The sequence below is a fragment of the Faecalibacterium gallinarum genome (assembly GCF_022180365.1).
Lineage (GTDB): Bacteria > Bacillota > Clostridia > Oscillospirales > Ruminococcaceae > Faecalibacterium > Faecalibacterium gallinarum.
Window position 1 is genome coordinate 13441 of the sequence record NZ_BQKV01000038.1, and the last position, 20377, is coordinate 33817.

The 20377-nt window shown below is 50.4% G+C and carries 15 protein-coding genes, 1 tRNA gene and 1 rRNA gene; 15 read left to right on the top strand and 2 right to left on the bottom strand.

Annotated elements, in window-relative coordinates; genetic code table 11:
* Positions 1-16: 16 nt before the first annotated feature.
* The 15 genes from JCM17207_RS06605 to JCM17207_RS06675 all read left to right on the top strand — a co-directional run bounded on the left by JCM17207_RS06605 (position 17) and on the right by JCM17207_RS06675 (position 19956).
* The gene (locus JCM17207_RS06605) at positions 17-1414 is read left to right on the top strand and encodes a Wadjet anti-phage system protein JetA family protein (RefSeq protein WP_238316827.1); all 1398 of its coding nucleotides are present in this window, start codon (positions 17-19) and stop codon (positions 1412-1414) included.
* On the top strand, positions 1411-2040 hold the full coding sequence (locus tag JCM17207_RS06610; RefSeq protein ID WP_238316828.1) for a DUF4194 domain-containing protein: 630 nt from the start codon (positions 1411-1413) through the stop codon (positions 2038-2040). Before JCM17207_RS06605 ends, JCM17207_RS06610 begins: the two co-directional genes overlap by 4 nt.
* Complete coding sequence (locus tag JCM17207_RS06615; RefSeq protein WP_238316829.1) at positions 2006-5359, top strand: ATP-binding protein; 3354 nt, start codon at positions 2006-2008, stop codon at positions 5357-5359. Before JCM17207_RS06610 ends, JCM17207_RS06615 begins: the two co-directional genes overlap by 35 nt.
* Positions 5356-6597 carry a Wadjet anti-phage system protein JetD domain-containing protein gene (locus tag JCM17207_RS06620; RefSeq protein WP_238316830.1) on the top strand — a complete coding sequence of 414 codons (1242 nt, stop codon included), beginning with the start codon at positions 5356-5358 and terminating at the stop codon, positions 6595-6597. The genes JCM17207_RS06615 and JCM17207_RS06620 overlap by 4 nt, the downstream gene beginning before the upstream one ends.
* A gap of 34 nt (positions 6598-6631) precedes the next feature.
* Positions 6632-7027 carry a (deoxy)nucleoside triphosphate pyrophosphohydrolase gene (locus JCM17207_RS06625; protein ID WP_238316831.1) on the top strand — a complete coding sequence of 132 codons (396 nt, stop codon included), beginning with the start codon at positions 6632-6634 and terminating at the stop codon, positions 7025-7027.
* Positions 7005-7322 carry a nucleoside triphosphate pyrophosphohydrolase gene (locus JCM17207_RS06630; protein WP_238316832.1) on the top strand — a complete coding sequence of 106 codons (318 nt, stop codon included), beginning with the start codon at positions 7005-7007 and terminating at the stop codon, positions 7320-7322. The genes JCM17207_RS06625 and JCM17207_RS06630 overlap by 23 nt, the downstream gene beginning before the upstream one ends.
* A complete protein-coding gene (locus JCM17207_RS06635) occupies positions 7319-7777 on the top strand; it encodes a DUF6998 domain-containing protein (RefSeq protein ID WP_238316833.1) in 459 nt (152 codons plus the stop codon). The genes JCM17207_RS06630 and JCM17207_RS06635 overlap by 4 nt, the downstream gene beginning before the upstream one ends.
* 9 nt (positions 7778-7786) lie before the next feature.
* Positions 7787-10051 (top strand): DEAD/DEAH box helicase, encoded by a 2265-nt coding sequence (locus tag JCM17207_RS06640; RefSeq protein WP_238316834.1) that lies wholly within the window; start codon positions 7787-7789, stop codon positions 10049-10051.
* A 28-nt stretch (positions 10052-10079) separates the two neighbouring features.
* Positions 10080-11624: a YeeR family protein gene (locus JCM17207_RS06645; RefSeq protein ID WP_238316835.1), complete on the top strand. Its 1545-nt coding sequence runs from the start codon at positions 10080-10082 to the stop codon at positions 11622-11624.
* Between the two features lie 39 nt (positions 11625-11663).
* Positions 11664-12461, top strand: a complete 798-nt coding sequence (locus JCM17207_RS06650) for a hypothetical protein (RefSeq protein WP_238316836.1) — start codon at positions 11664-11666, stop codon at positions 12459-12461.
* A 58-nt stretch (positions 12462-12519) separates the two neighbouring features.
* Positions 12520-14919 carry a hypothetical protein gene (locus JCM17207_RS06655; RefSeq protein WP_238316837.1) on the top strand — a complete coding sequence of 800 codons (2400 nt, stop codon included), beginning with the start codon at positions 12520-12522 and terminating at the stop codon, positions 14917-14919.
* 43 nt (positions 14920-14962) lie between these two features.
* The gene (sfsA, locus tag JCM17207_RS06660) at positions 14963-15628 is read left to right on the top strand and encodes a DNA/RNA nuclease SfsA (RefSeq protein ID WP_238316838.1); all 666 of its coding nucleotides are present in this window, start codon (positions 14963-14965) and stop codon (positions 15626-15628) included.
* A gap of 593 nt (positions 15629-16221) precedes the next feature.
* Complete coding sequence (locus JCM17207_RS06665; RefSeq protein ID WP_238316839.1) at positions 16222-17238, top strand: ParB N-terminal domain-containing protein; 1017 nt, start codon at positions 16222-16224, stop codon at positions 17236-17238.
* 371 nt (positions 17239-17609) lie between these two features.
* Positions 17610-18029 carry a helix-turn-helix domain-containing protein gene (locus tag JCM17207_RS06670; protein ID WP_238316840.1) on the top strand — a complete coding sequence of 140 codons (420 nt, stop codon included), beginning with the start codon at positions 17610-17612 and terminating at the stop codon, positions 18027-18029.
* Positions 18030-18042: 13 nt separating this feature from the next.
* Positions 18043-19956 carry a recombinase family protein gene (locus JCM17207_RS06675; RefSeq protein ID WP_309295405.1) on the top strand — a complete coding sequence of 638 codons (1914 nt, stop codon included), beginning with the start codon at positions 18043-18045 and terminating at the stop codon, positions 19954-19956.
* Positions 19957-20019: 63 nt separating this feature from the next.
* On the opposite strand, the gene JCM17207_RS06680 is transcribed toward JCM17207_RS06675, so the two are convergent.
* Together JCM17207_RS06680 and rrf are read right to left on the bottom strand one after the other, a co-directional pair.
* Positions 20020-20095, bottom strand: a tRNA-Lys gene (locus JCM17207_RS06680).
* 6 nt (positions 20096-20101) lie between these two features.
* Positions 20102-20218, bottom strand: a 5S ribosomal RNA gene (rrf, locus tag JCM17207_RS06685).
* Between the last annotated feature and the right edge of the window lie 159 nt (positions 20219-20377).

The window sequence follows — 20377 nt, forward strand, 5'->3', positions numbered from 1 at the left end:
AAAAGGGGGAGTTCTGATGAATCTATTTGATCGCGTGCCAGACGAACTCTTTTCTGTTTTGGCATCCCCAAATCGTGTATTATATGCTGACGCGCTGGATGTACTTTATGATGCGTACCGAGAAAGTTTAAAGATTCCGGAGGATACATTTTATTCTATGCTTCGGAGTAAACTGGAGCAGCAGTTGGCGGATGCAACATTTGAAGGCGAGGATATTGATGAAGAAGAATTACGAGATATTTCAGGACGTGCTAGATTTCTAATTCGCAAGTTATACAGTAAAGGATGGTTTGAAAAAGAACGCGGGGAAGACTTTGATGAATACATTACGGTGCCCAGTTACAGCAGTACCTTACTGGAAGTATTTCATCAACTGAGAGATAACAGCCCGGTTCGTGGCTATTCTTATGTTTTTGGTACCTATTCGGCCCTAAAAGTGGCGGCAGACAGCGAGAATATCTATGATAAAATGGCTGCGATCTACAGCGCTTATGATAATACGCAGGCTCTAATCAATGTGCTGCAAATGGTCTACCACAATATCAAGCATTTCTTCCAGCTGCAAATCAAGATGCAGGAAGTAAATGAGGTCTTAACTTCTCATTTTGATGATTTTGGACAGAATGTGGTAGAGGCTTATATCCGTCCGCTGAAAATTAAAGATTCTGTGCCCAAATATCGGATTCCGATTCAAACAATCCTCACAAGCTGGATTCAAGACGAGAAGCTCCTGATCGAACTTTCCAATGCTGCGCTGCAGGATCGTCGGGGCAGTACACTCGAGGAATGTCGGCAAGATCTCATGGGAAAGGTCTTTTGGGTGAAAGATCGTTATGACAGTATTCAGCATGACTATCTGGATGAAATCGACCGCCAAGTGCGTCGGTATACCCGAGCCACCACACAGAAACTGGAAAATCTCACCAACCGTGATTATAGCGTTCGAGGAAATCTGAATTATCTTCTCAGTGCACTGGGAAGAAATCGCCACGCCGCAGAGCTTGTTGAGCAGATTCAACCGGCATTCCAGCTATATGAACAATCTTTTCTTTCGGAAAAGAGCCTGTGGTACCGCAAACGGCCTGTAAAACGAGTGAAGACTACATCTGTTTTGATCGAAGACACAGGATTGGATGCAGAGGCGGAAATCCAGGCGGCAGAACTGATACGGACAGAGTACAACCGGTCCGCTGTTGCAGCCTGTGTGGAGGAATGGCTGGGGGATCGTGGAATTTGTTACTCTAAAGATATAGGGCTGTTGAATGATAAGTCCTATATTATGAGTATGCTGGCTGTGCTTACTGGACGTGATTCAGATGCAGGCTATTTAGTTGAGGAGCTGGAAGGAAACTTTACAGAAAATGAATACACCATTCCACAGCTTCGAATTGTGCGTAAGGAGAAAAGTAAATGAGCTTTGATTGGATCGGAGCAGCGACTCAGAAAGAACTTGATCATTTCAAGGCTGTTTGCAATCAGCTGCTCAGCCATACTTATGTTGTAAGGACCCTCTATAAACCAGGGGAAGGACGGGTAAATAACCCCGATTATGTATTTATTTCGGCTCACTTTGAAGAGATACAGGATTATCTGGCACTCTTGGATTGGGATCTACGCAAAGATGATCTGAATGGATATTTCTATGTCATTAATACGGATGAAGCGAACCGCTGCAACTTGAATAAAAAGGAAACAGCGATTCTTTTGGCAATTCGTATGATTTATGAGGAAAATATGGAGCGATTGGGCTTGGAACAAGACGCGATCTGTACAGTACGAGATGTTTTGGAAAAAGTAGTAACAGACTACGCAATTTTACCAGCAAAGCCCAATATGGATGAAGTAAAGAGGGCGCTTACCACGCTGGATAATCATTGTGTCATTCAGCGAATTGAGGGAAGATATAATCAAGGAAGCTGCAAATTCGCAATATTGCCCACCATTTTGTCTGTGGTTTCCAGCGAAAAACTGAATGTGATTGTATCCACACTGAGGAAGGAGGACAATGATGAAGAAGCTGAAAAAAATTCTGCTGATTAACTGGCTCTATTTCTCAAAAGAACTCATCGAAGTGGAGGATATCAATTTTTTGACTGGAAAGAATGGAGCTGGCAAATCCACCGTAATTGATGCACTTCAAATTGTTCTTTTGGGAGAAACGAATTCCCGCAACTTCAATCAGGCAGCCAATGAAAAATCTCAGCGGACGCTGGAGGGATACCTGCGGGCGGATATGGATGAAAATAATCCAAACTCCAGACGAGGAAAAGATTTTTCCAGCTTCATTGCCTGCGAATTTTGGGATGATGTGGAGAGTAAGCCCTTTGTTTCTGGCGTTATGTTCGACTGCCGGAGCGATGGAGGCAGTCAGGAGCATTTTTTCCTTTACGACGGACCATTGCCGGAAGACTGCTTTGTTCGCCAGGGGGAGGCCATCGACCTTCCTAACCTTCGTTCTTTCTTGAAGACATACGGTGTCAGAGGAAAGCTCTATGATACCCAGAAGCAATATCGGGCAGATCTTTTGGCAAAGTGGAATGTTCACAACGAGCAGGTCATGCGGATGATGAAGAAGGCTGTCTCCTTCCGCCCCATTGTAGATATCCAGAAATTTATCACGGAGAATATCTGTGATATCCCGGAAAAACCGGATATTGAAGCGATGCAGCAGACCATTCGGGACTATAAGCGGGATGAGCAGCTGGCCCAGCGTCAGGAGGAAAAGCTGGAGGCGTTGCATGACATCCGACGGCATTATCAAGATTGGCAGCAGGCGATTGAACGCTGGCGCATCCAATCATTCCTGTCTAGGTGGGCAGAAAAGGAAGTACAGCAAGCCGCGATTGAGCGCGCAGAGCAGGCAAAAAGAGAGTGTGAAGCTGCGCTGGGCGAAGCGGAAAAACAAATTGAAGCGTTAGCCACAGAAATTGGTCAAAAAGAGAATCGGCAACGGGAATTGGACCGTGCCATTGCCCAGAGCAATGTCTATCAGGAAGCGGAAAGACTTGAGCAGCAAAAGGCTGAGCGTGTTGTTGAGCAAAAAAAGCTGATGGATGGATGTCAGAAACTGGCGTTGGAAATTAGGCGGGAAGCTGGCCGAATCAATCACATATGCGAGAAGGTGATGGCCTGGGAAGAGGAAACGCTTACGCCGGTACAACAGGCGGCGGAGAATGCAAAAAAGGCATACACTCCCTTTGAAAGTGCTGGGCCGGATTTGTTTGCCAAGCCCATTTCTCTCTTTGAACAAGCCCAATCCGCCACATCTGATTTTTGGCGGAGCGTTCGAAACACCGCTCACAAAGTCGAAGATCAAGTAGATGCATATAAGATCGAGGTTGACCAGAAAAAAGCTGCTCTGGCGAATCTGCGCAAGAATGTGAAGGACTATCCACGGGGACTGATCGAACTCCAAAAGCGTCTGAGCACAGAGTTGGAACAACAGATCGGCCATCCTGTGGAAGTGTACATACTAGCCGATGTATTGGAGATTCGAGAGGAGGCCTGGCGCGGCGCAGTGGAGGGCTACCTCAACATGCAGAAATTCTATCTCCTGGTAGAGCCAGTCTATTATCAGTCAGCATTAAAGCTCTACGACCAGATCAAGAGAGATTTTATGCAAAACACATTCGGCATTGTAGATGTTGGCAAGCTTCGAGAACAGGAAAAGATAGAACCTAAGGAGAATAGCCTAGCCCAAAAAGTGGAAACCAAAAACGATCTGGCACGTAGTTATATGGATTATTTATTGGGACGGGTCATCTGTTGCACGCATGTCGAAGAACTCCGCGATTATAAAACCGCCATTACTGCGGAAGGAATGCTGTACCAAGGGTATGTTGCGCGCCCGCTGCGCCGTGCATGGATGGAGGATGCATTCATCGGACGCCGGGCAGTTGAGCTGCGTATTCGGCGCCTTGAGGCAGAGCTGGCCCAGGTAGAAGGTGCAATCCGATATTGGAACCCGATTCTTCAAGTATTGAAGAACCAGGATGAGCCGCTTTTTACCCAGTTCTTTGTGCAGAATACAGTCCAGGAAAAACTGGATGGGTATACGCGCAGTCTGGAGATCAAAAAAGAAATCGTGGAAATTGAAAATCAACTTTCCCAGCTGAATTTGTTCTGGTTGGATGAGCAGAGACGAACCATTGAAGGCCTGAGAAAAGAGATTGAAACACTGCGTGGCAAACAGAGCAGCACTGTAGAGCGGCAGGGACAGCTAAAAGAGCAAATTCACCAGTTGGAATATGTGACGCTGCCAGAGCAGTGTCAAAAATTAACCGAGTTAGAGGACAGAATTAGCGAAGAGTTCACTGCAGAGTATCAAGAGCAAGTGGGCCTTCCACGGTACAAGCAGGAGTTGGCACGGTTGAAACGTCCAGAGGCTGTACAGAAAAATTTCAGTGAGCAGCTGATCCGCTCCCGCAATGAACAGCAAACGACTTGGAGTGAGCTGCTTGGGGCAAGAAACAATTATGCCGACAGGTTTAAGCCTTGTTCTTTTCGGGTGGATGCTCTGGATAATGACGAATATGAGATGGAACGACAGGCCCTGGAAGAAAGCGAGCTGCCGAAATATCGAGAAAAGATCAAAGCGGCTCGAGAGAGCGCCTTGGAGCAGTTCCAAAATGATTTCCTCTCCAAGCTGAAATCCAGTATCGACCAGGTGAGGGAACAGGTCAAAAACCTCAACAAAGCATTGAAGCAGGCAAAGTTTGGGACAGACCAGTATTTGTTCCGAGTAGATCGAAACCCGGATTATGCGGATTACTACAATATGATTATGGCGCCGGAGCTGATGGAAGGAGAAGGTGGCTTGTTTGCGCTGCCGTTCCAGCAGAAGTACGGAAAGCTTATTGAAAGCTTGTTCAATCAGATTGCTACGTCAGATGATACCCAGATCAACGCCAGAAAACAGAGTGAGCTGCAACAGAATATCGAACGTTTTACAGATTTTAGGACCTATTTGAAATTTGATTTGGAAACCACCGATCAGAATGGTTCAAAACAGCTTCTTTCCCAAACCCTCAACATTAAGTCTGGCGGTGAGACTCAGACGCCATTTTATATTGCAGTGCTGGCATCCTTTGCTCAGCTGTACCAGGTCAACAATCCTTCTGTCTTGGCCAGCAACACAGTTCGTCTGGTGGTTTTTGATGAGGCATTTAATAAAATGGACAGCGACCGTATTGTGGAAAGCGTTCGCCTCCTACGAAAAATGGGATTGCAAGCTATTATTTGCACACCGCCTGATAAACTGCCGGACATCATGCCTTTGGCAGACCGCACCCATTTGGTGATAAAGGAAAAATATAAAATGCATATCAAGGCTTGGGGAAAGGAGATCATGCCGGCATGAAAGAGAACATTCTTCTCTCTCGCTTGCTGGATAAATATGAAAAAAGCAAGCATCTGAGCCAGCCGGGATCTTCTACACGCCGGGTAATGCTTCGCATCGAAAAGCATGAATTCCCAGAATATGATTATGAAGATGCACAGGTCCGGGATGAGTGGAACGAGACGGTAAAAACTTTGGAATCCCGTGGATTGATAGGAGCCGAGTGGGTTTCAGGACGTCCAGTTTTATCCTGCGTGACACTGAATTTAGAGCGCCTTTCTGAGTGTTATCAAATCACAGGCCGAATCCATCCAAGAGAGCTGTCTTCTGTGGTGGCCCAAAAAATTGAATCAAGTCTTTCCCAGGTTACGACAGACTGGATCTTAGGATGGAAAGAGGATGTCTGCCGTCAGGCAAAGACGCTTTTCCGGGTGCCGGCCTACTGCAAAAAGGATTTCTCCTTGCTAGATAAGCTGCTTACTGCCTTTATACTGTATGATTCTCTACATGGTGGATCCATTACGATGCGCGCTTTTAGCAGCAAATGTTACCAGAACACAAAAACATTTGAACGAGAAGTACGGGACCAGTTTCTGCGGATTGCATTGGAGTACTCTCAAAAATTGAGAGAGGTCTGTGAGCAAAGTGAGATGGGAGAACGGGAACAGCTGGCCTATTTGGGAATTTATGCCCGGCCGGAACTTTATGAGCTCTCCGGAAACTGTATGATCCAGACCGAAAATGGAAGCATTTCTGTGAATGCGGCGACACCCTATGGTCTTGCTCTGCCTAGCCCCTGTGTTGACTTAATACAGTCTTTCGACCTGCGAGGAATTCAGAAAATCGTTTTTATTGAGAATAAAACCAACTATGATGAATATGTGACAACGGAGCTACACCCTGAGGAACTGGCGGTGTATCATGGCGGTTTCTTAAGCCCTCAGAAACGCAAGTTTTTTGAAAAGATAGCTGCCTCTGTACAAAACCAGATAATGATTGTCTTTTGGGCGGATATTGATTTAGGCGGATTTCGAATGTTTGAGCGGTTGCAAGCGTTTTTTCCTTCACTGTTGCCTATGCGAATGTCTGCCGAAAACGTTGAGTCTCTCCATTCGACTGGCCTGAAACGTCCGGAACATTATCTGGGAGAAATTCAGGCTGCTATCAATGGTGGAAAGTACCCGCTTTTTCATGAGGCTATGAAAAAAATAGTGGAATATGGTGTCACCATTGAGCAAGAAGCTTTTTTGACAGAGTGAAATAAGAAAGAAGAACCTGCGAGGGGGAAAATAGATGACTGAAGTCGTCGCAGCCCTGATCTGGGACAAAGAGAAATTTATGATTTGCCAGCGCCCGGCCCACAAGGCCAGAGGGCTGCTCTGGGAGTTTGTGGGTGGAAAGGTTGAGCCGGGGGAGACCAAAGAGCAGGCGCTCATCCGAGAGTGTCAGGAGGAGCTGGCCATTACCCTGGATGTTGGCAAAGTGTTTATGGATGTGGTCCACGAATACCCGGACCTGACGGTGCATCTGACCCTGTTCCATGCGACCATCCGGGAGGGAACTCCCCAAAAGCTGGAACACAACGACATCCGCTGGATCACGGTGAATGAGATCGACCAGTATTCCTTCTGCCCGGCGGACGAGGAGATTTTGAGGAGGCTGAAAGATGCCGGTAAAAACTTATCATAAGTTGGTCCGTGACCGTATCCCGGAGATCATCAAAGCGGACGGAAAGACCTGTGTCTGTGAAACGCTGTCAGATGAGGCGTACATCCGGCTTCTGGACCAAAAGCTGAACGAAGAGCTGGCGGAATACCAGGAAAGCAAATCACTGGAGGAATTGGCCGATCTTTTGGAGGTCATGCAGGCGGTTGTTCGGGCTCGCGGCTGGACATTGGATGAGCTGGAGCAAGTGCGGGCGGACAAGGCAGCTGAACGCGGCGGATTTGCAAAAAAGATTCTGCTGAAGGAAGTGTGGGAATGAGCGCAGCAACGATACAGGAAATGGTCGCGGAAAAAATAAAAACTCTTTATCGCGTGTCGCACGAACTGGAAGAACTGTTTCCAGGAAGACATTATACGCCCGATGGACATATGATCGGGAGCATCGGTGAGGCTCTGGCGGCCTGCTGCTATGGGCTGACGCTGTTTGAGGCGTCGGCAGAAACCCATGATGCCAAAGCGTCGGATGGTCGGCTGGTTCAGATCAAAGCAACCCAAATTGACCGGGTCGCACTCTCGAGCGAGCCAAAGTGGCTGCTGGTGCTCCAGATCCATCCGGATGGCACCTTTTCTGAGGTATACAATGGTCCGGGCAAACTTGCCTGGGAGCATTGCGGGAAAATGCAGAAGAACAGCCAGCGACCCATCTCTTTGGCAAAGCTGCGAAGCCTGCAGGCTGAGGTCCCGGAAGAGGACCGGCTGAAACGGATCATGTGAGGTGCCTCTATGCCTACTTATCGTTCGATCTCTGGCAGCAGTGCCGAGGACTTGTTTATTGAATTGTTTTCTGACACCTTTGGTGCTGAAAAGGCTGGTTATCTCTACTCCCAGTACCCTTTCTTTGATATTTATCAGAACAGCCGGTTTGCCGATTTTATGATCGAGAACGGCGGGCGGAAAGTGGCCATTGAGATTGACGATGAAGCCTCCCATAACCCCAGGCTAGTTTCTCAGAACAAGATTTATGATGATCTGCTCAAACAGAACAGCATGATCTATCTGGGCTGGGATGTGTACCGCTGGGCGGTGCGGCAGATGCAGCAGCAGCCGGAAACTGTGAAGGATGAGCTGCGGGTCTTTCTGGGTCAGCATCCCAGTTTCAAGGAGATTGAGGACTATCTTCCCACCCAGCGGGGCAAGTCTCTGGATGGCTCCCGTCTGGAACTGAAGGAGCACCAGAAGCAGGCACTGGCTGCACTGGAGGAGATGCGCCGCAATTTTGAGACCATTGCACTGCTTTACCATGCCACCGGCACCGGCAAAACGGTGACCGCCGTCATGGATGCCAAGCGTTTTGGCAAGAAAACTCTGTTCCTGGCTCATACTGTGGAGCTGGTGGATCAGGCAGCCAGAACATTCCGGGAACTGTGGCCCCAGGCCACAGTGGGCCGCTATGTGGAGAGCGCAAAGGAAAAGGACGCCTTCGTCGTCTGTGGCAGCATCCAGAGTGTGGCGCTGAATCTGGAACAGTTCAAGCCGGACGAATTTGGCTATATCATTGTGGATGAGGCCCACCACGCGTCCGCTGATACATACCAGAAGGTTCTGGCCTACTTTACGCCGGAGTTTACTCTGGGCCTGACTGCTACGCCGGAGCGGGCCGATGACAAGAATATTCTGGATATCTTCAAACATACCGCTCATAAACTGGACATCCAGACGGCTGTGGAGATTGGAGAACTGGTGCCTGTGCGCTGCATCCGAATCCATACCAATATCGATTTGACCAGGGTGCGTTTCAACAGCGTCCAGTACAACATCCGGGACCTGGAAAGCAAAATTTATGTGCCGGAACGGAATCAGCTGATTGTAGATACATGGCTGCAATATGTGAAGGATAAACGCACTGTGATTTTCTGTGCATCTGTCCGGCATGCGAAGGAAATTGCCGGGCGGCTTCATGATGCCGGCGTGGCCGCGGAAGCAGTATCTGGTGAAATCAAAGCGGCCGACCGGCGGGAAATTCTGGCCCGCTTTGAAAAGGGACAAATAAAGGTTCTGTGTGCCTGTGACCTGCTCAACGAGGGCTGGGACTGCCCGGCCACCGAGGTGCTCTTCATGGCCCGACCCACCATGTCCAAGGTGCTCTACACCCAGCAGCTGGGCCGCGGCATGCGGCTGTCGCCCGGCAAAGAAAGCCTGATGGTGTTTGACTTTGTAGACAACGCCAGCCAGTATAATATGCCTTACTCGATGCACCGGCTGTTCCGTCTGAAGGAGTATAGACCGGGTGCGCTGGTATTAGGCACCAAGAAGCAGAAAATGGCAGAGCAAGGCCTGTATGAGCGCGGCGAACGCCCCGACGCTATCATCGACTGGCCTGTGGATGCACTGGATTATGAGTTGGTGGATCTTTTCAACTGGCAGGAAGAAGCCGCCGGCATGATCTCCCAGATGGAGTTTGTGCGCCGGGTGGATGTGCAGACCGAGACCATCGAGCGATATGTGCGGGAAGGCCTGCTGGTGCCGGATTTGGTTGTCCCCATGAGCGAGCACCGGACCTTCAAGTACTTCAAAGAGGAAACCCTCAAGAAGTATGCTGAGCAATATGGCTGGACGCTCATTGATGACTCCAACCGCAAGGATCTGTTCATGGAAATGGTTCGTCAGATGGATATGAGCTACTCTTATAAGCCGGTGCTGCTCAAAGCAATTCTTTCCCTTGCCGACAACAAAGGCCGGGTGAAGCTCAGTGATATTGTGGACTACTTCCGGAAATTCTATGAGGCCCGGCGGGCCGCTGGTCTGGTGGTGGAAAAAGCCAACAGCATCTATGCCAGGGGAGACTATACCGATGCCCAGGCCCAGCGGAATATCCTGTCCAATCCCTTCAAGCGGTTCGAGGATATGCAGATGCTGCACCATACCAGGACCCTGGGCGTGGTCCAGGTGGATGAATCGGTCTGGAAAAAGCTGACCCAGGAAGAAAAACGGGAGATCCAGCGGATCTGTGATGAAAAGCTGGAGAGCTACTTTGAGCGGTTAAAATAAGGGACATTCATAAAAGGAAGTGGATTCGATGAAGGGAATGCGACTTTTTGCCCAACGCATTACAGCAATGGCACTTTGCTTCAGCGTGATGATAGGGATGATCCCTTTTTATGGAATAAAAAGCTTTGCTGCGGCACCGGATGCTTCAACGCTCGGAGAGACAGGTGGTTATCTGCAGGGGGCCCTGCAAACCATTGAAAAGACCTATGAAGAACGAAAGTTTAACTATGTTCAGGGGCATGGCTTTGCAGCAGAACGGGCAAATAACCTTTCCGATGTGTTGCGTGGTGAAAAGGCGGTGGTTGTGGGAGACAACAACGTCAAAAATGGTCCGGACCGGCAGATTTTGAACCGGGATGGGACGACCACTTACATTCAGGACAAATATTGTGCAACGGCGAGTGAATCACTCAACGCAGCGTTTGACAGTGCGACCGGAGAGTATCGGTACAGTATGCCGGATGGAACGGCAATGTGCCTGGAAGTCCCGGCGGATCAATACGATGATGTACTCCGGGGGATGGAGCAGAAGATCCGTGCTGGAAAAGTTCCGGGAGTTTCGGATCCAGCCGAAGCTGTCAATTACGTGCGGAAGGGAAAATATACATACGAACAGGCGACAAACCTTGTCAAAGCCGGAAACATTGATTCACTGCGATACGATGCGACCAACGGAGCGATTGTAGCTGCCAGCGCTTTGGGAATCAGCTTTGCACTGGACTTTGTTTCCTGTACCATGAATGGGGAAAGCTTCGAGGATGCCACTAAAAATGCAGCATTGAATGGGCTGAAAACAGGAGGATTTGTTTTTGCGACCTATGTAATTTCCAGTCAACTGGCAAAATCAGGGCTGAAAGATGGACTGAAGCCTGCAACAGAAGCGATTGCAAAGGCCTTGGGAAAGGGCGTTTCTACAGCCATCTTCAATACATTTGGGGAAAGTGCAGCAAATCTTACATCCAGCCAGATCGCAGCACGAGTGGCTGGTATTTTGCAGAGTCAAATTATTACGTCGGGTGTTGTTGTGGCTGCGCTTTCGGTGAGCGACGTTGCGGATCTGTTCCAGGGACGGATCTCTCCACAGCAGCTTCTGAAGAATCTTGTGGTTACGGTAGCCTCGGTAGCAGGAACAACCGTGGGCGGTGTGGCCGGAGGTGCCGTGGGAACAGCCATTCTTCCAGGAGTGGGAACGACGCTTGGGACTTTTGTCGGAGGAATGGCCGGCGGAGCAGCTTCGGGATATGTAAGCGATGCGCTTCTCAGCAAGATCTATGCGGGTGATGCGCAGGCAATGTATGATATTATCTCGGAAAAGTTCCAGAGTTTAAGTGAAGATTACCTGGTCAGCGAAGAAGAGGGCGCTGCCATTACAGAAAAACTTCAGACAGTGCTGTCAGGTGAGACATTGGAGGAAATGTACGCCAGCGAAGACCGGGAAGTTTTTGCAGAAAATCTCATGGAGCCGCTCTTTGAGGAACAGGTGAAGCAGCGGGAGAAAATTGTTTTGCCTGCCGAAGACGAAGTGCGTACAGAAATGAAAGCGATGCTGCAGGAAATCGTATGTATTCATTGAGCGCATGGGACAGAAACCAGCAGGGGAGAGGAGGAGACAATGCAAAAGAATGGAGGAAGCGAGAAGAAAAAGGTTCCGGTGATACAAATGCTTGTCGGAGTTTTTGCGGGGCTTCTTTTGATAATCGTGCTGGTGTTCGTGTTGGCGATACTTCCGCTGCAAAATGCGACAGAAGCGTACAACAGTGCGGTGGAAGAATACAATGCTGCGGCGGAGGATTACAATTCCATGCTTTCGCTCACCTGCGTTGATAACCTGGATGGGTTTCCTGAATCAGCTGAAAATCTGGAAATGGTCAATGAAGACCTGTTTTCTGTGATGAAGTCCTTCCTGGGCGGCAATACGGCAAAGAAAACGCAGGCAGACATAGAGACCTTAAAGGAGATCATGGAATATCTCTCGGATGATACAAAGATCATGGAACAGATCACGGCTCCTTCCGAAGCGTGGGTAATGGAGCGTCTGGGCCGGGTAGAGGATATTCTTGAGATCCAGCCGGTGACTTCGGACAACGATCCCAACGGTCTTCTCCATCGGGAAAATGGAGGATATACAGCCTGCATCTATTTTACATCCACAGGCATTGAATCGGCGGGCGACAGTCCGGTATCCAAGGGCACGGACGGCGGAGGCGCAGTGGAGGTGTACAGCACCGTGCAGGACGCAGAAGCCAGGTGCGAGTATTTGAGTGGCTTTGACAATACGATCTTGTATACGGGCTCGTATGCCATCGTGGGAACGATGGTGATCCGCATCTCCTATGCATATACAGATGAAGCGCAGTATGAGATGACCGATCGCATAGCAAAAGCCTTTACACAGCTGGAAACCGCCTGATGCTTTGCAGGTCAGGATGAAAAAATCGAAGATCAAGTTTGTTGGGAAGGAATAACCTATGAGCGAAAAAGAGAGCGAATCTGCACAGGTTTATGTGACACCGGAACTGACGGAGCAGAAGTATGATCTTGACCGGATCATTTTTGATCTGGATGCCCAAATGGATTTGCTGTCCAGCCATGCAGATGGCGGTGACTATCTGGCGGCGATTGGAAGCGGGCTGATTTGCGGTATCCTGGATGTCGTGTGGGGAGGAACCTTTGATCTGCGGCGGGGCCGTGAGTGGAGCAGCAACCAGATAGAGCAGTTTGTGGTGAAAGTGTCGCGTCTGACTGGCTACCCGGGAGAAGATTTGCAGGGAGCAGTACGCTTTTTGGAAAAGCAATTCTGCATCCCCAGTGACAAAAATACGCCGGATTTTGGCGGCGGACTGCAGCACCATCTCCGGGATTTTGCACACCATCCCACAGCGGCCGGTTTGGTATTTTCTCTGCTGACCCAGTTTACCCAAAAGGCCTATGGAACGGACACCAACGGAGCGTTTGTGATAGTCCCGGTTCCCAAAGAAGCTCTGGGACTGATTGGCAAAAATATTCCTGAAAAATTGTTCAACGGTGTGGTGGTCTGGTTTTTCCATCTGGTCAGTGATATGGCGGGTTCCAGCAGCACAGCCGGCAAAACGGGCGGGACCGGTATTCCTGGTCCGCTGCTGGCTATGGCAAAAGAGATGGCGGCGCTGCCTGTTTTTCAGGATAAAGATGGAAAGAACCAACTGTCTGTTTTTCTGTCGAAGCTTTTCAATGGAACACTTCTGGCGGAACATGATGAAAATGGAAAGATCCTGAAAGACACAAAATTGCAGATGGATCTTCGGGGAGAGCTGGGGCTTTTGGCCGAGCTGGCACGGCAGGCGCTGCCGGTAGCAGCCAATGAGTGCATGGTGCGGGTCTTTTACATGATCCGGAGATTGTCGGCAGCCATTCAGGAACGGAAGGCTGATTCCTGGCAATCCTTGAAGACGCTGGACTGGCAGAAAATCCTGCCGGTTCATTCGCCTGCGCTGACCCGAATGCTGACAGTTGCGACCGGCGTTTTTACCACAGTGGATTTCAGCGCGGCGCTGATCGGGCCGGGGAAGTGGTGGGTCTGTGTCAATTATGCAGGGATCGGCCGGTTTGCTGTGGCAATCGGACAGGATGTTGCGGTGGGCCTGCGGGCACGGGACCTTAAGCTGCTGAGAAGAATGTATGAGGAGATTCGCAGAAACACTTTCCGGCAGGAGGATGCAGATCTCTATGAAAGGATCGGATGCGGTATGGGTCAGATGGAATTTGGTTTGACCATGGAACAGGTGGAGATCCTGTACAATATCGAAGCTCTTAAAACAGAGTACGATGCGGAACATACCCAATGGCCAATTCACCGGGAAGCTCTCAAGAGTCTGAAACGGGAATGGCTGCAGGAATGGAAGAACTATATTTCAGCCGGGCTGCCCAGTTTCCTTCAGGTGGACCATGCTGTAATGCATTGGTACACAAAAGAGGAACTGATCCGGAAAATCGAGGAGAATGAGCCGCAAAAGCCGTGGCTTCGGCTGGTGCTTCTGGAGGCCATGCTGTTTGAACCCTATTATCCTTTGAGCACTGAGCAGGTGAAAAAGGGCAAAGAAACCAAAGAGATTCCCAGCACAAAATACAAAGATCTCAATGGGCCGGCTGGTTACAACCAGAAGGACGGGGACACATTTTTGGAAGAATTTTTGACCGGAAGCTATTACCAAAAAGGTACGATCGCCCGCCTGCGCAAATCCTACCAAAAGGCCATCCGAGAGATGAAGGAGACCTTAAAGACGGCAATCACTTCCATGGGTGTTGCAGCTGGGATTGCACTGGCGGCAGTCGCAGCGGCCGGAATGTTTGCACCCGCCATTGCGGTTGTGCTGGTGGGTTCCAATTTTGCTGGGTTAAGTGGTGCAGCGCTGACCAGCGCCTGTCTGGCTTACCTGGGCGGCGGCGCGATTGCGGCCGGCGGTGCAGGAATGGCGGGAGGAACCATTGCCATTGTAGGCGGCGGTGCCGTGCTGGGGCTGGGCGCAGGAAGTGCAGTTGGGGGAGGAATGACGGCCCTAAGTCTGGCGGGCAAGAAAAATACGATTCTGCAGTCTGCCAAGCTGATGGTCTCGGTGGAGGAAATCTTCCTCAACGGAGAAAAGGATTTGGCATACTCCACCAGCGTGTATGAGCAGTATGTAAAGAAAATCGAGAGCATCGAAAAGTCGGTGGTTGAGTTGCGGCTGAAAGCGGATGTGGCAGAAGCTGCAGAAAAGAAGAAACTGAATGAGCAGATCAAAGAGGCAGAAGACTCGGTTCGCGCCATGCGCATTGCCCGCAAGTCCATGAACCGTTTTATCAGCTCCTTTGAAGTGGGGCTGTCTGCAGATACTGGAGAGCCCAGGTAAAGTAAGAGTCCATTTGATTTGACACAAAGAGAAAATACACAGTATGAACTATAAAACCATCCTGGACGCTACCTTTCTCTCCCGCCCCAACCGTTTCATCGCCAAGGTGATGCTGGAGGGCAAGGAGGAGACCGTCCATGTCAAAAACACCGGCCGCTGCAAGGAACTCCTGCTGCCAGGGGCGGATGTCCGGCTCGAAGTGTCGGATAATCCTGCCCGCAAGACAAAATATGATCTGGTAGCCGTCCGGAAAGAAGGCCTGGGCTGGGTCAACATCGACAGCCAGGCTCCCAACAAGGTGGTAAAGGAGTGGCTGGAAACCCAGGGCTTTGACGCGATTCACCCTGAGTTTTCCTACGGCAAATCCCGGATCGACTTCGCCATGGAAAAGGCGGGCCAGCTCTACCTGCTGGAGGTGAAGGGCTGCACTCTGGAAGTGAACGGCATCGGCTACTTCCCGGATGCCCCCACCGAGCGGGGCGTCAAGCACCTTCAGGAACTGACCCAGGCCCAGCAGACCGGAGTCCGCTGCGAGGTGGCTTTTGTGATCCAGATGGAAGGAATCACCGAGGTGCGGCCCAATGTGGACACTCACCCGGCTTTCGGGGAGGCTCTGGCCCAGGCAAAGGCGGCTGGGGTGAAAGTTTTCTTTTTGCTCTGCCGGGTAGGCAGAGATTCTCTGGACATTGTGGATCAGAGAGAAGGATAAAACAAAACGCTGCCCGGTAAAGCAGCATATGGAATACCGGCAGACAGAAGCAGTTTGGATGAGACTGCGACTGTCTGCCGGCATTTTTTGTGTCTGAAGAATGAAAGACTTGGGAGGCGTTACAACCAGTCACAGTAAACTGTGACAGATAGTTACTCCCGTCAAAGAGGAACCCAAGTTATCATTTGTAATGGGCACTTTCACAGAAATGTGTACTAAGAGTACACAAAAATGGGTGAAAAGGTGTACTCCCAGTCACTCCCGGAGAGGAAAAATTTCTGGTATGCTTTTGCCAGAGACCACACGGCACCTTGAAAACCGAATCATTCAACCTCCTGGTACTTCCAGACAATGATACTTCCGTAATTCGCGGCCCGGCCATGAAGAAGGCGGGGCGGCCGAAAGGCCGATGGAGCGGTGCAAATCCGCCGCCAGAGGTTCCCAACCCTCCCCGGGGTGTCGAGGACAAATAAGGGAGGAGCATGCAAAACTAATTTCAAACCACTGGCCGGAATGGAAATCTTCAGGGAATTGGGCCTTAAAATCCGACTGAAATGAGTTCATACCCGATAAAAGAGAGGAGGCGAAAGCAGATGCTGCAAAATTTGAGCATTGACCCGGAGTTTCAGAGCAAGATCCCACCGCTTACAGCAGAGGAGCGCAGCCAGCTGGAGTCCAACATTTTGGAGGAAGGCAGAATCATCAGCCCGCTGATCGTCTGGAACGGCCTGATTGTGGACGGACACAACCGGTTTGACATCCTGAAACAGCATCCCGAGATCGAGTACACCGTTTTGGAAAAGGAATTTGCCAACCGCTACGAGGCCATCGTCTGGATCTGCAAGAACCAGCTTGGCAGGCGGAACTTGACACCAGAACAGCGGAAATACTTGATTGGAAAGCAGTATGAGGCAGAGAAAGTAAGTCGAGGTGGCGAACGTCCGAATTCACACATGAGAGATGAGAACGGTATGTTTACCGCAAAGTCACAAAATGTTACTTTGCGGTGTGATGAAGGTGTCATCAAACGAATCGCTGACGAGAACAACGTTAGTAGGATGTTTGTGTTCAGAGCTGAAGATTTTTCTCAGGGAGTTGATGCGGCTGATGAAGCTGTCCCCGGCACCCGGGACAAGATTCTCTCCGGCAAGGTGAAACCCACCGCAGCCGAACTGGCAGCGGTATCCAGAGCAGCACCCGAAGAACGCCCCGGCCTTGTGGCGGAGATTTGCAGGCCGCGGCAGGAGAAACGGACGGCCCGGGAAAAGCAGGCAGCTCAAGAGAAGATTGATGCCCAAGAAGCGGAGTCTCCACTGCCGGAGCTTCCAAAGCCAAACAGTGGGCGGCGAAGCCAGAGCAGGAGGATTCTGGAATCCATACGGGAAATATCGGAAAAGATGCTCCAGCCCACCGGAGAGATTGAGGAAGAGGACATTTTCGCCGAGATGGAGGACGCCCTGGACACCCTGATCTTCCGCTGGAACACCTGCTTGCAGAACAATCCGGCGCTCTGTCTTTCGGGGCTGGAGGGCATCCGCCGGATTGGGGAACAGGGTATAGACTTTATTAAAAATTTTGAGCAATCGATTAGGAAAGCAAATACTGGATGATTTAAAAACCAGCTTAAATTCTGGGATGCTGCCGACAACTCTACCATGTAAGCGAAGACCAGGAACTATGGCGTTGGGTTGTAGCCATGTTCTGACATAACGGGTTAAGGGATAGAAACGATGATTCGGCACGGAAAGGCGGCAGGGGACAGCCCTGCAGAAAGGAGCCACTACGGGAGATTTTGAGAAAAAGAGAGCAGTACCGATAGCGTCATCCGCCAAGTACCGCGAAGACGGCGTACCCAAGGAGGAGCTGGAGCGGTTTGCCCAGTTCCTACTGCCCAAGATTCAGGCATTTTATCAGTCAGAAGAGGGACAGCGAATGTTTGAGGAGTGGAAAAAACGAAAAGTGCTTGAATAGTACACAAAAATTGATTATACTTGAATTAGAAAAACTGTGCAAAGGAAGAATCAATATGGACGTATCCGTAGGAACCAGGTTGCGCGTACTGCGCAAGGACGCAGGGCTGACTCAAGTCCAGTTGGCAGCGCTGGCTGGTACCAATCAAGCTGCCATCAACCGGTATGAGACTGACCGGGCAGCGGCACCCTACCGTATCCTGGTCTGGTATGCTACCTATTTTAATGTATCACTGGATTATATCTTCGGGTTGTGCGAGGATCCTCGTGGACGGTATGTCTGCGTCACACCAGAAGGGGCGGCAGAAGTGATACAACGCAAGCCGGATTGGAGCGAGTTTGTAGAAGCCTGCTTCACGCCAGGCAGTGAGCTGAATTGCCGCCTGAAACAGATGATCCTAAATATGGGAGAAGAAGAAAAGCATAAGTAAGGAGGTATACGCCATGAATGCTGTGATTTATGCCCGCTACAGCAGTGATAACCAGCGGGAAGAATCCATCGATGGGCAGCTGCGGGAGTGCAAGGAATATGCCGACCAGAACGGCATCACCGTGGTGCGGACCTATATCGACCGGGCGCTGTCTGCCAAGACAGACAGCCGTCCGCAGTTCCAGCAGATGATCCACGACAGCGCCACCCATACCTTTGAGGCGGTGCTGGTATGGAAGCTGGACCGCTTTTCCCGCAACCGGTATGACTCGGCCCACTATAAGCGTATCCTCAAAAACAATCGGGTCCATGTGGTGTCGGTGACTGAGCCCATCTCCAACACGCCGGAAGGTATCATGCTGGAAAGCCTGCTGGAAGGCATGGCCGAATATTATTCGGCAGAGCTGGCTGAGAAGGTCAGCCGGGGCCACAAGGAGAACGCCCTCAAGGCCAAGTTCAACGGCGGCCCGGTGCCGCTGGGTTACCGTATCGACAGCCAGCATCACTACCAGATCGACCCTGCTACCGCCCCGGTGGTACAGGAAGCATTCCAGCGGTATGCAGCAGGGGAAAGCATCCGCAGCATCATCGAATCGCTGAACGCCCGTGGCATCCGAAACAGCCGGGGCAACCCGTTCACCAAGAACAGTTTCCAGACGTTGCTCAAGAACCGCCGGTATCTGGGAGAATATCGTTATAAGGATACTGTCATTCCAAACGCTATCCCGGCGATCATCGACCCGGAGCGTTTCGATGCAGTGCAGCGTCGGTGCGAAATCCATCGCCAGGCCCCAGCCCATAACAAGTCAGATGTCCACTATCTTCTGACTACAAAGCTGTTTTGTGGTAAGTGCGGCACCATGATGGCAGGGGAGAGCGGCAGAAGCCACACAGGCACGGTTCATTGCTACTATAAATGTGGCACCCGTAAACGCAGTGGCAGGGAGGCTTGCAGCCTGAAGCCGGTGCGCAAGGAGCCACTGGAGCAGTTTGTGGTACAGACGGCGCTGGAAAAGGTGCTGAATGACCGGGTCGTCGATCTGCTGGTGGACAAACTGTTGGAATACCAGAGTCAGGAAAATACACGCCTGCCGGTTTTGCAGGCCGAGCTGAAAGAGGTGAAGCGCCGCATCGACAATCTGGTGGCGGCCATCGAGCAGGGTATCCTGACGCCCTCCACCAGGACTCGGATGGAGGAATTGGAACAGCGGCGCGAAGCACTGGAAACCAGCGTCCTGCAGGAGCAGATCGAGAAGCCGCCCATTACACGGGAACAGATTCTATTCTGGTTTGATCAGTTCCGTCACGGCGACCCGGCGGATATGGCTTTTCAGGAAAAGGTCATCGACTGCTTTGTCAACTCGATTTATCTGTTCGAGGACCGCATTGTGTTGAACTTCAATTATCAGGAGGGCGGTCGCCCGGTATCGTTGGAAGAAGTACTTGGTTCGTTTTTGGATGGGCGCGGTGCACCAGCAGATAACCTCACGCGTTGGCGTGGGGTTATTTTTTATTCAAATGCACCAGGGGAACGCCTCTGGCCTCTTCACTCGGATTCCACCTTTGAATCTAAGCTCGCATCCGGTTTCTCATTATCTATAAAAAGGCTTTGCCATACACAATTTCGGCAATCTCCAAGACACTCTCTGAAACCACAATTTCCCGGTTCTAATGGGATATATTTGCCCGCAATAAGCCGTTCTCTGCCTGTCTTAGTCCATAAAACACAGATATATCTTCACGCGGTTGCAGCCAGAAAGGCCCCGATCCAATTCGATTGCAATGAAGGAATTGCTTTGTTTATACGGAGCGATCCAGTAGAATATCCGGAAGAGGACGTAAGCTTTTCTTGTTCGGCGGAGGTCCATCGGAAATTTCCGGATGAATTAAAGATGCTCCATAGGACAGGGGAAACCCATTTCAAATGATCCCGTTGGAGCTCTGCTGACAAAAAGAAAAGACGCAAAATCTTTCGATCTTGCGTCTTTTGTTGGTGCACCTCCAGGGACTCGAACCCTGGGCCCACTGATTAAGAGTCAGTTGCTCTACCAACTGAGCTAGAGGTGCAGAACAAGCCGGCGACTACCTATTTTCACGAGCCGTTTCCAGCTAACTATCGTCGGCACAAGTGAGCTTAACTTCTGTGTTCGGAATGGGAACAGGTGGATCCTCACCGTCATCGACACCGGCCTTGTTTACTCATTTATTATAACACGCTTGAAAGGGATTGTCCAGAGCTTCCGGACAAAAAATCCCGCTTTTTGACCAAAAAATTCCAGAAAGGCTCCTGTGGATTCTCTGCCCGAAGAGGGGGTGTTTTGGGCCTATATGGGAAAAGTGGAATTGCAC

What these genes read in the sequence shown, in the direction of transcription:
- JCM17207_RS06625 (WP_238316831.1), top strand. Translation starts at nt 6,632, where the DNA reads ATGACTGAAGTCGTCGCAGCCCTGATCTGGGACAAAGAGAAATTTATG.
- JCM17207_RS06610 (WP_238316828.1), top strand. Translation starts at nt 1,411, where the DNA reads ATGAGCTTTGATTGGATCGGAGCAGCGACTCAGAAAGAACTTGATCAT.
- JCM17207_RS06655 (WP_238316837.1), top strand. Translation starts at nt 12,520, where the DNA reads ATGAGCGAAAAAGAGAGCGAATCTGCACAGGTTTATGTGACACCGGAA.
- JCM17207_RS06635 (WP_238316833.1), top strand. Translation starts at nt 7,319, where the DNA reads ATGAGCGCAGCAACGATACAGGAAATGGTCGCGGAAAAAATAAAAACT.
- JCM17207_RS06645 (WP_238316835.1), top strand. Translation starts at nt 10,080, where the DNA reads ATGAAGGGAATGCGACTTTTTGCCCAACGCATTACAGCAATGGCACTT.
- sfsA (WP_238316838.1), top strand. Translation starts at nt 14,963, where the DNA reads ATGAACTATAAAACCATCCTGGACGCTACCTTTCTCTCCCGCCCCAAC.
- JCM17207_RS06620 (WP_238316830.1), top strand. Translation starts at nt 5,356, where the DNA reads ATGAAAGAGAACATTCTTCTCTCTCGCTTGCTGGATAAATATGAAAAA.
- JCM17207_RS06615 (WP_238316829.1), top strand. Translation starts at nt 2,006, where the DNA reads ATGATGAAGAAGCTGAAAAAAATTCTGCTGATTAACTGGCTCTATTTC.
- JCM17207_RS06630 (WP_238316832.1), top strand. Translation starts at nt 7,005, where the DNA reads ATGCCGGTAAAAACTTATCATAAGTTGGTCCGTGACCGTATCCCGGAG.
- JCM17207_RS06675 (WP_309295405.1), top strand. Translation starts at nt 18,043, where the DNA reads ATGAATGCTGTGATTTATGCCCGCTACAGCAGTGATAACCAGCGGGAA.
- JCM17207_RS06665 (WP_238316839.1), top strand. Translation starts at nt 16,222, where the DNA reads ATGCTGCAAAATTTGAGCATTGACCCGGAGTTTCAGAGCAAGATCCCA.
- JCM17207_RS06605 (WP_238316827.1), top strand. Translation starts at nt 17, where the DNA reads ATGAATCTATTTGATCGCGTGCCAGACGAACTCTTTTCTGTTTTGGCA.
- JCM17207_RS06650 (WP_238316836.1), top strand. Translation starts at nt 11,664, where the DNA reads ATGCAAAAGAATGGAGGAAGCGAGAAGAAAAAGGTTCCGGTGATACAA.
- JCM17207_RS06640 (WP_238316834.1), top strand. Translation starts at nt 7,787, where the DNA reads ATGCCTACTTATCGTTCGATCTCTGGCAGCAGTGCCGAGGACTTGTTT.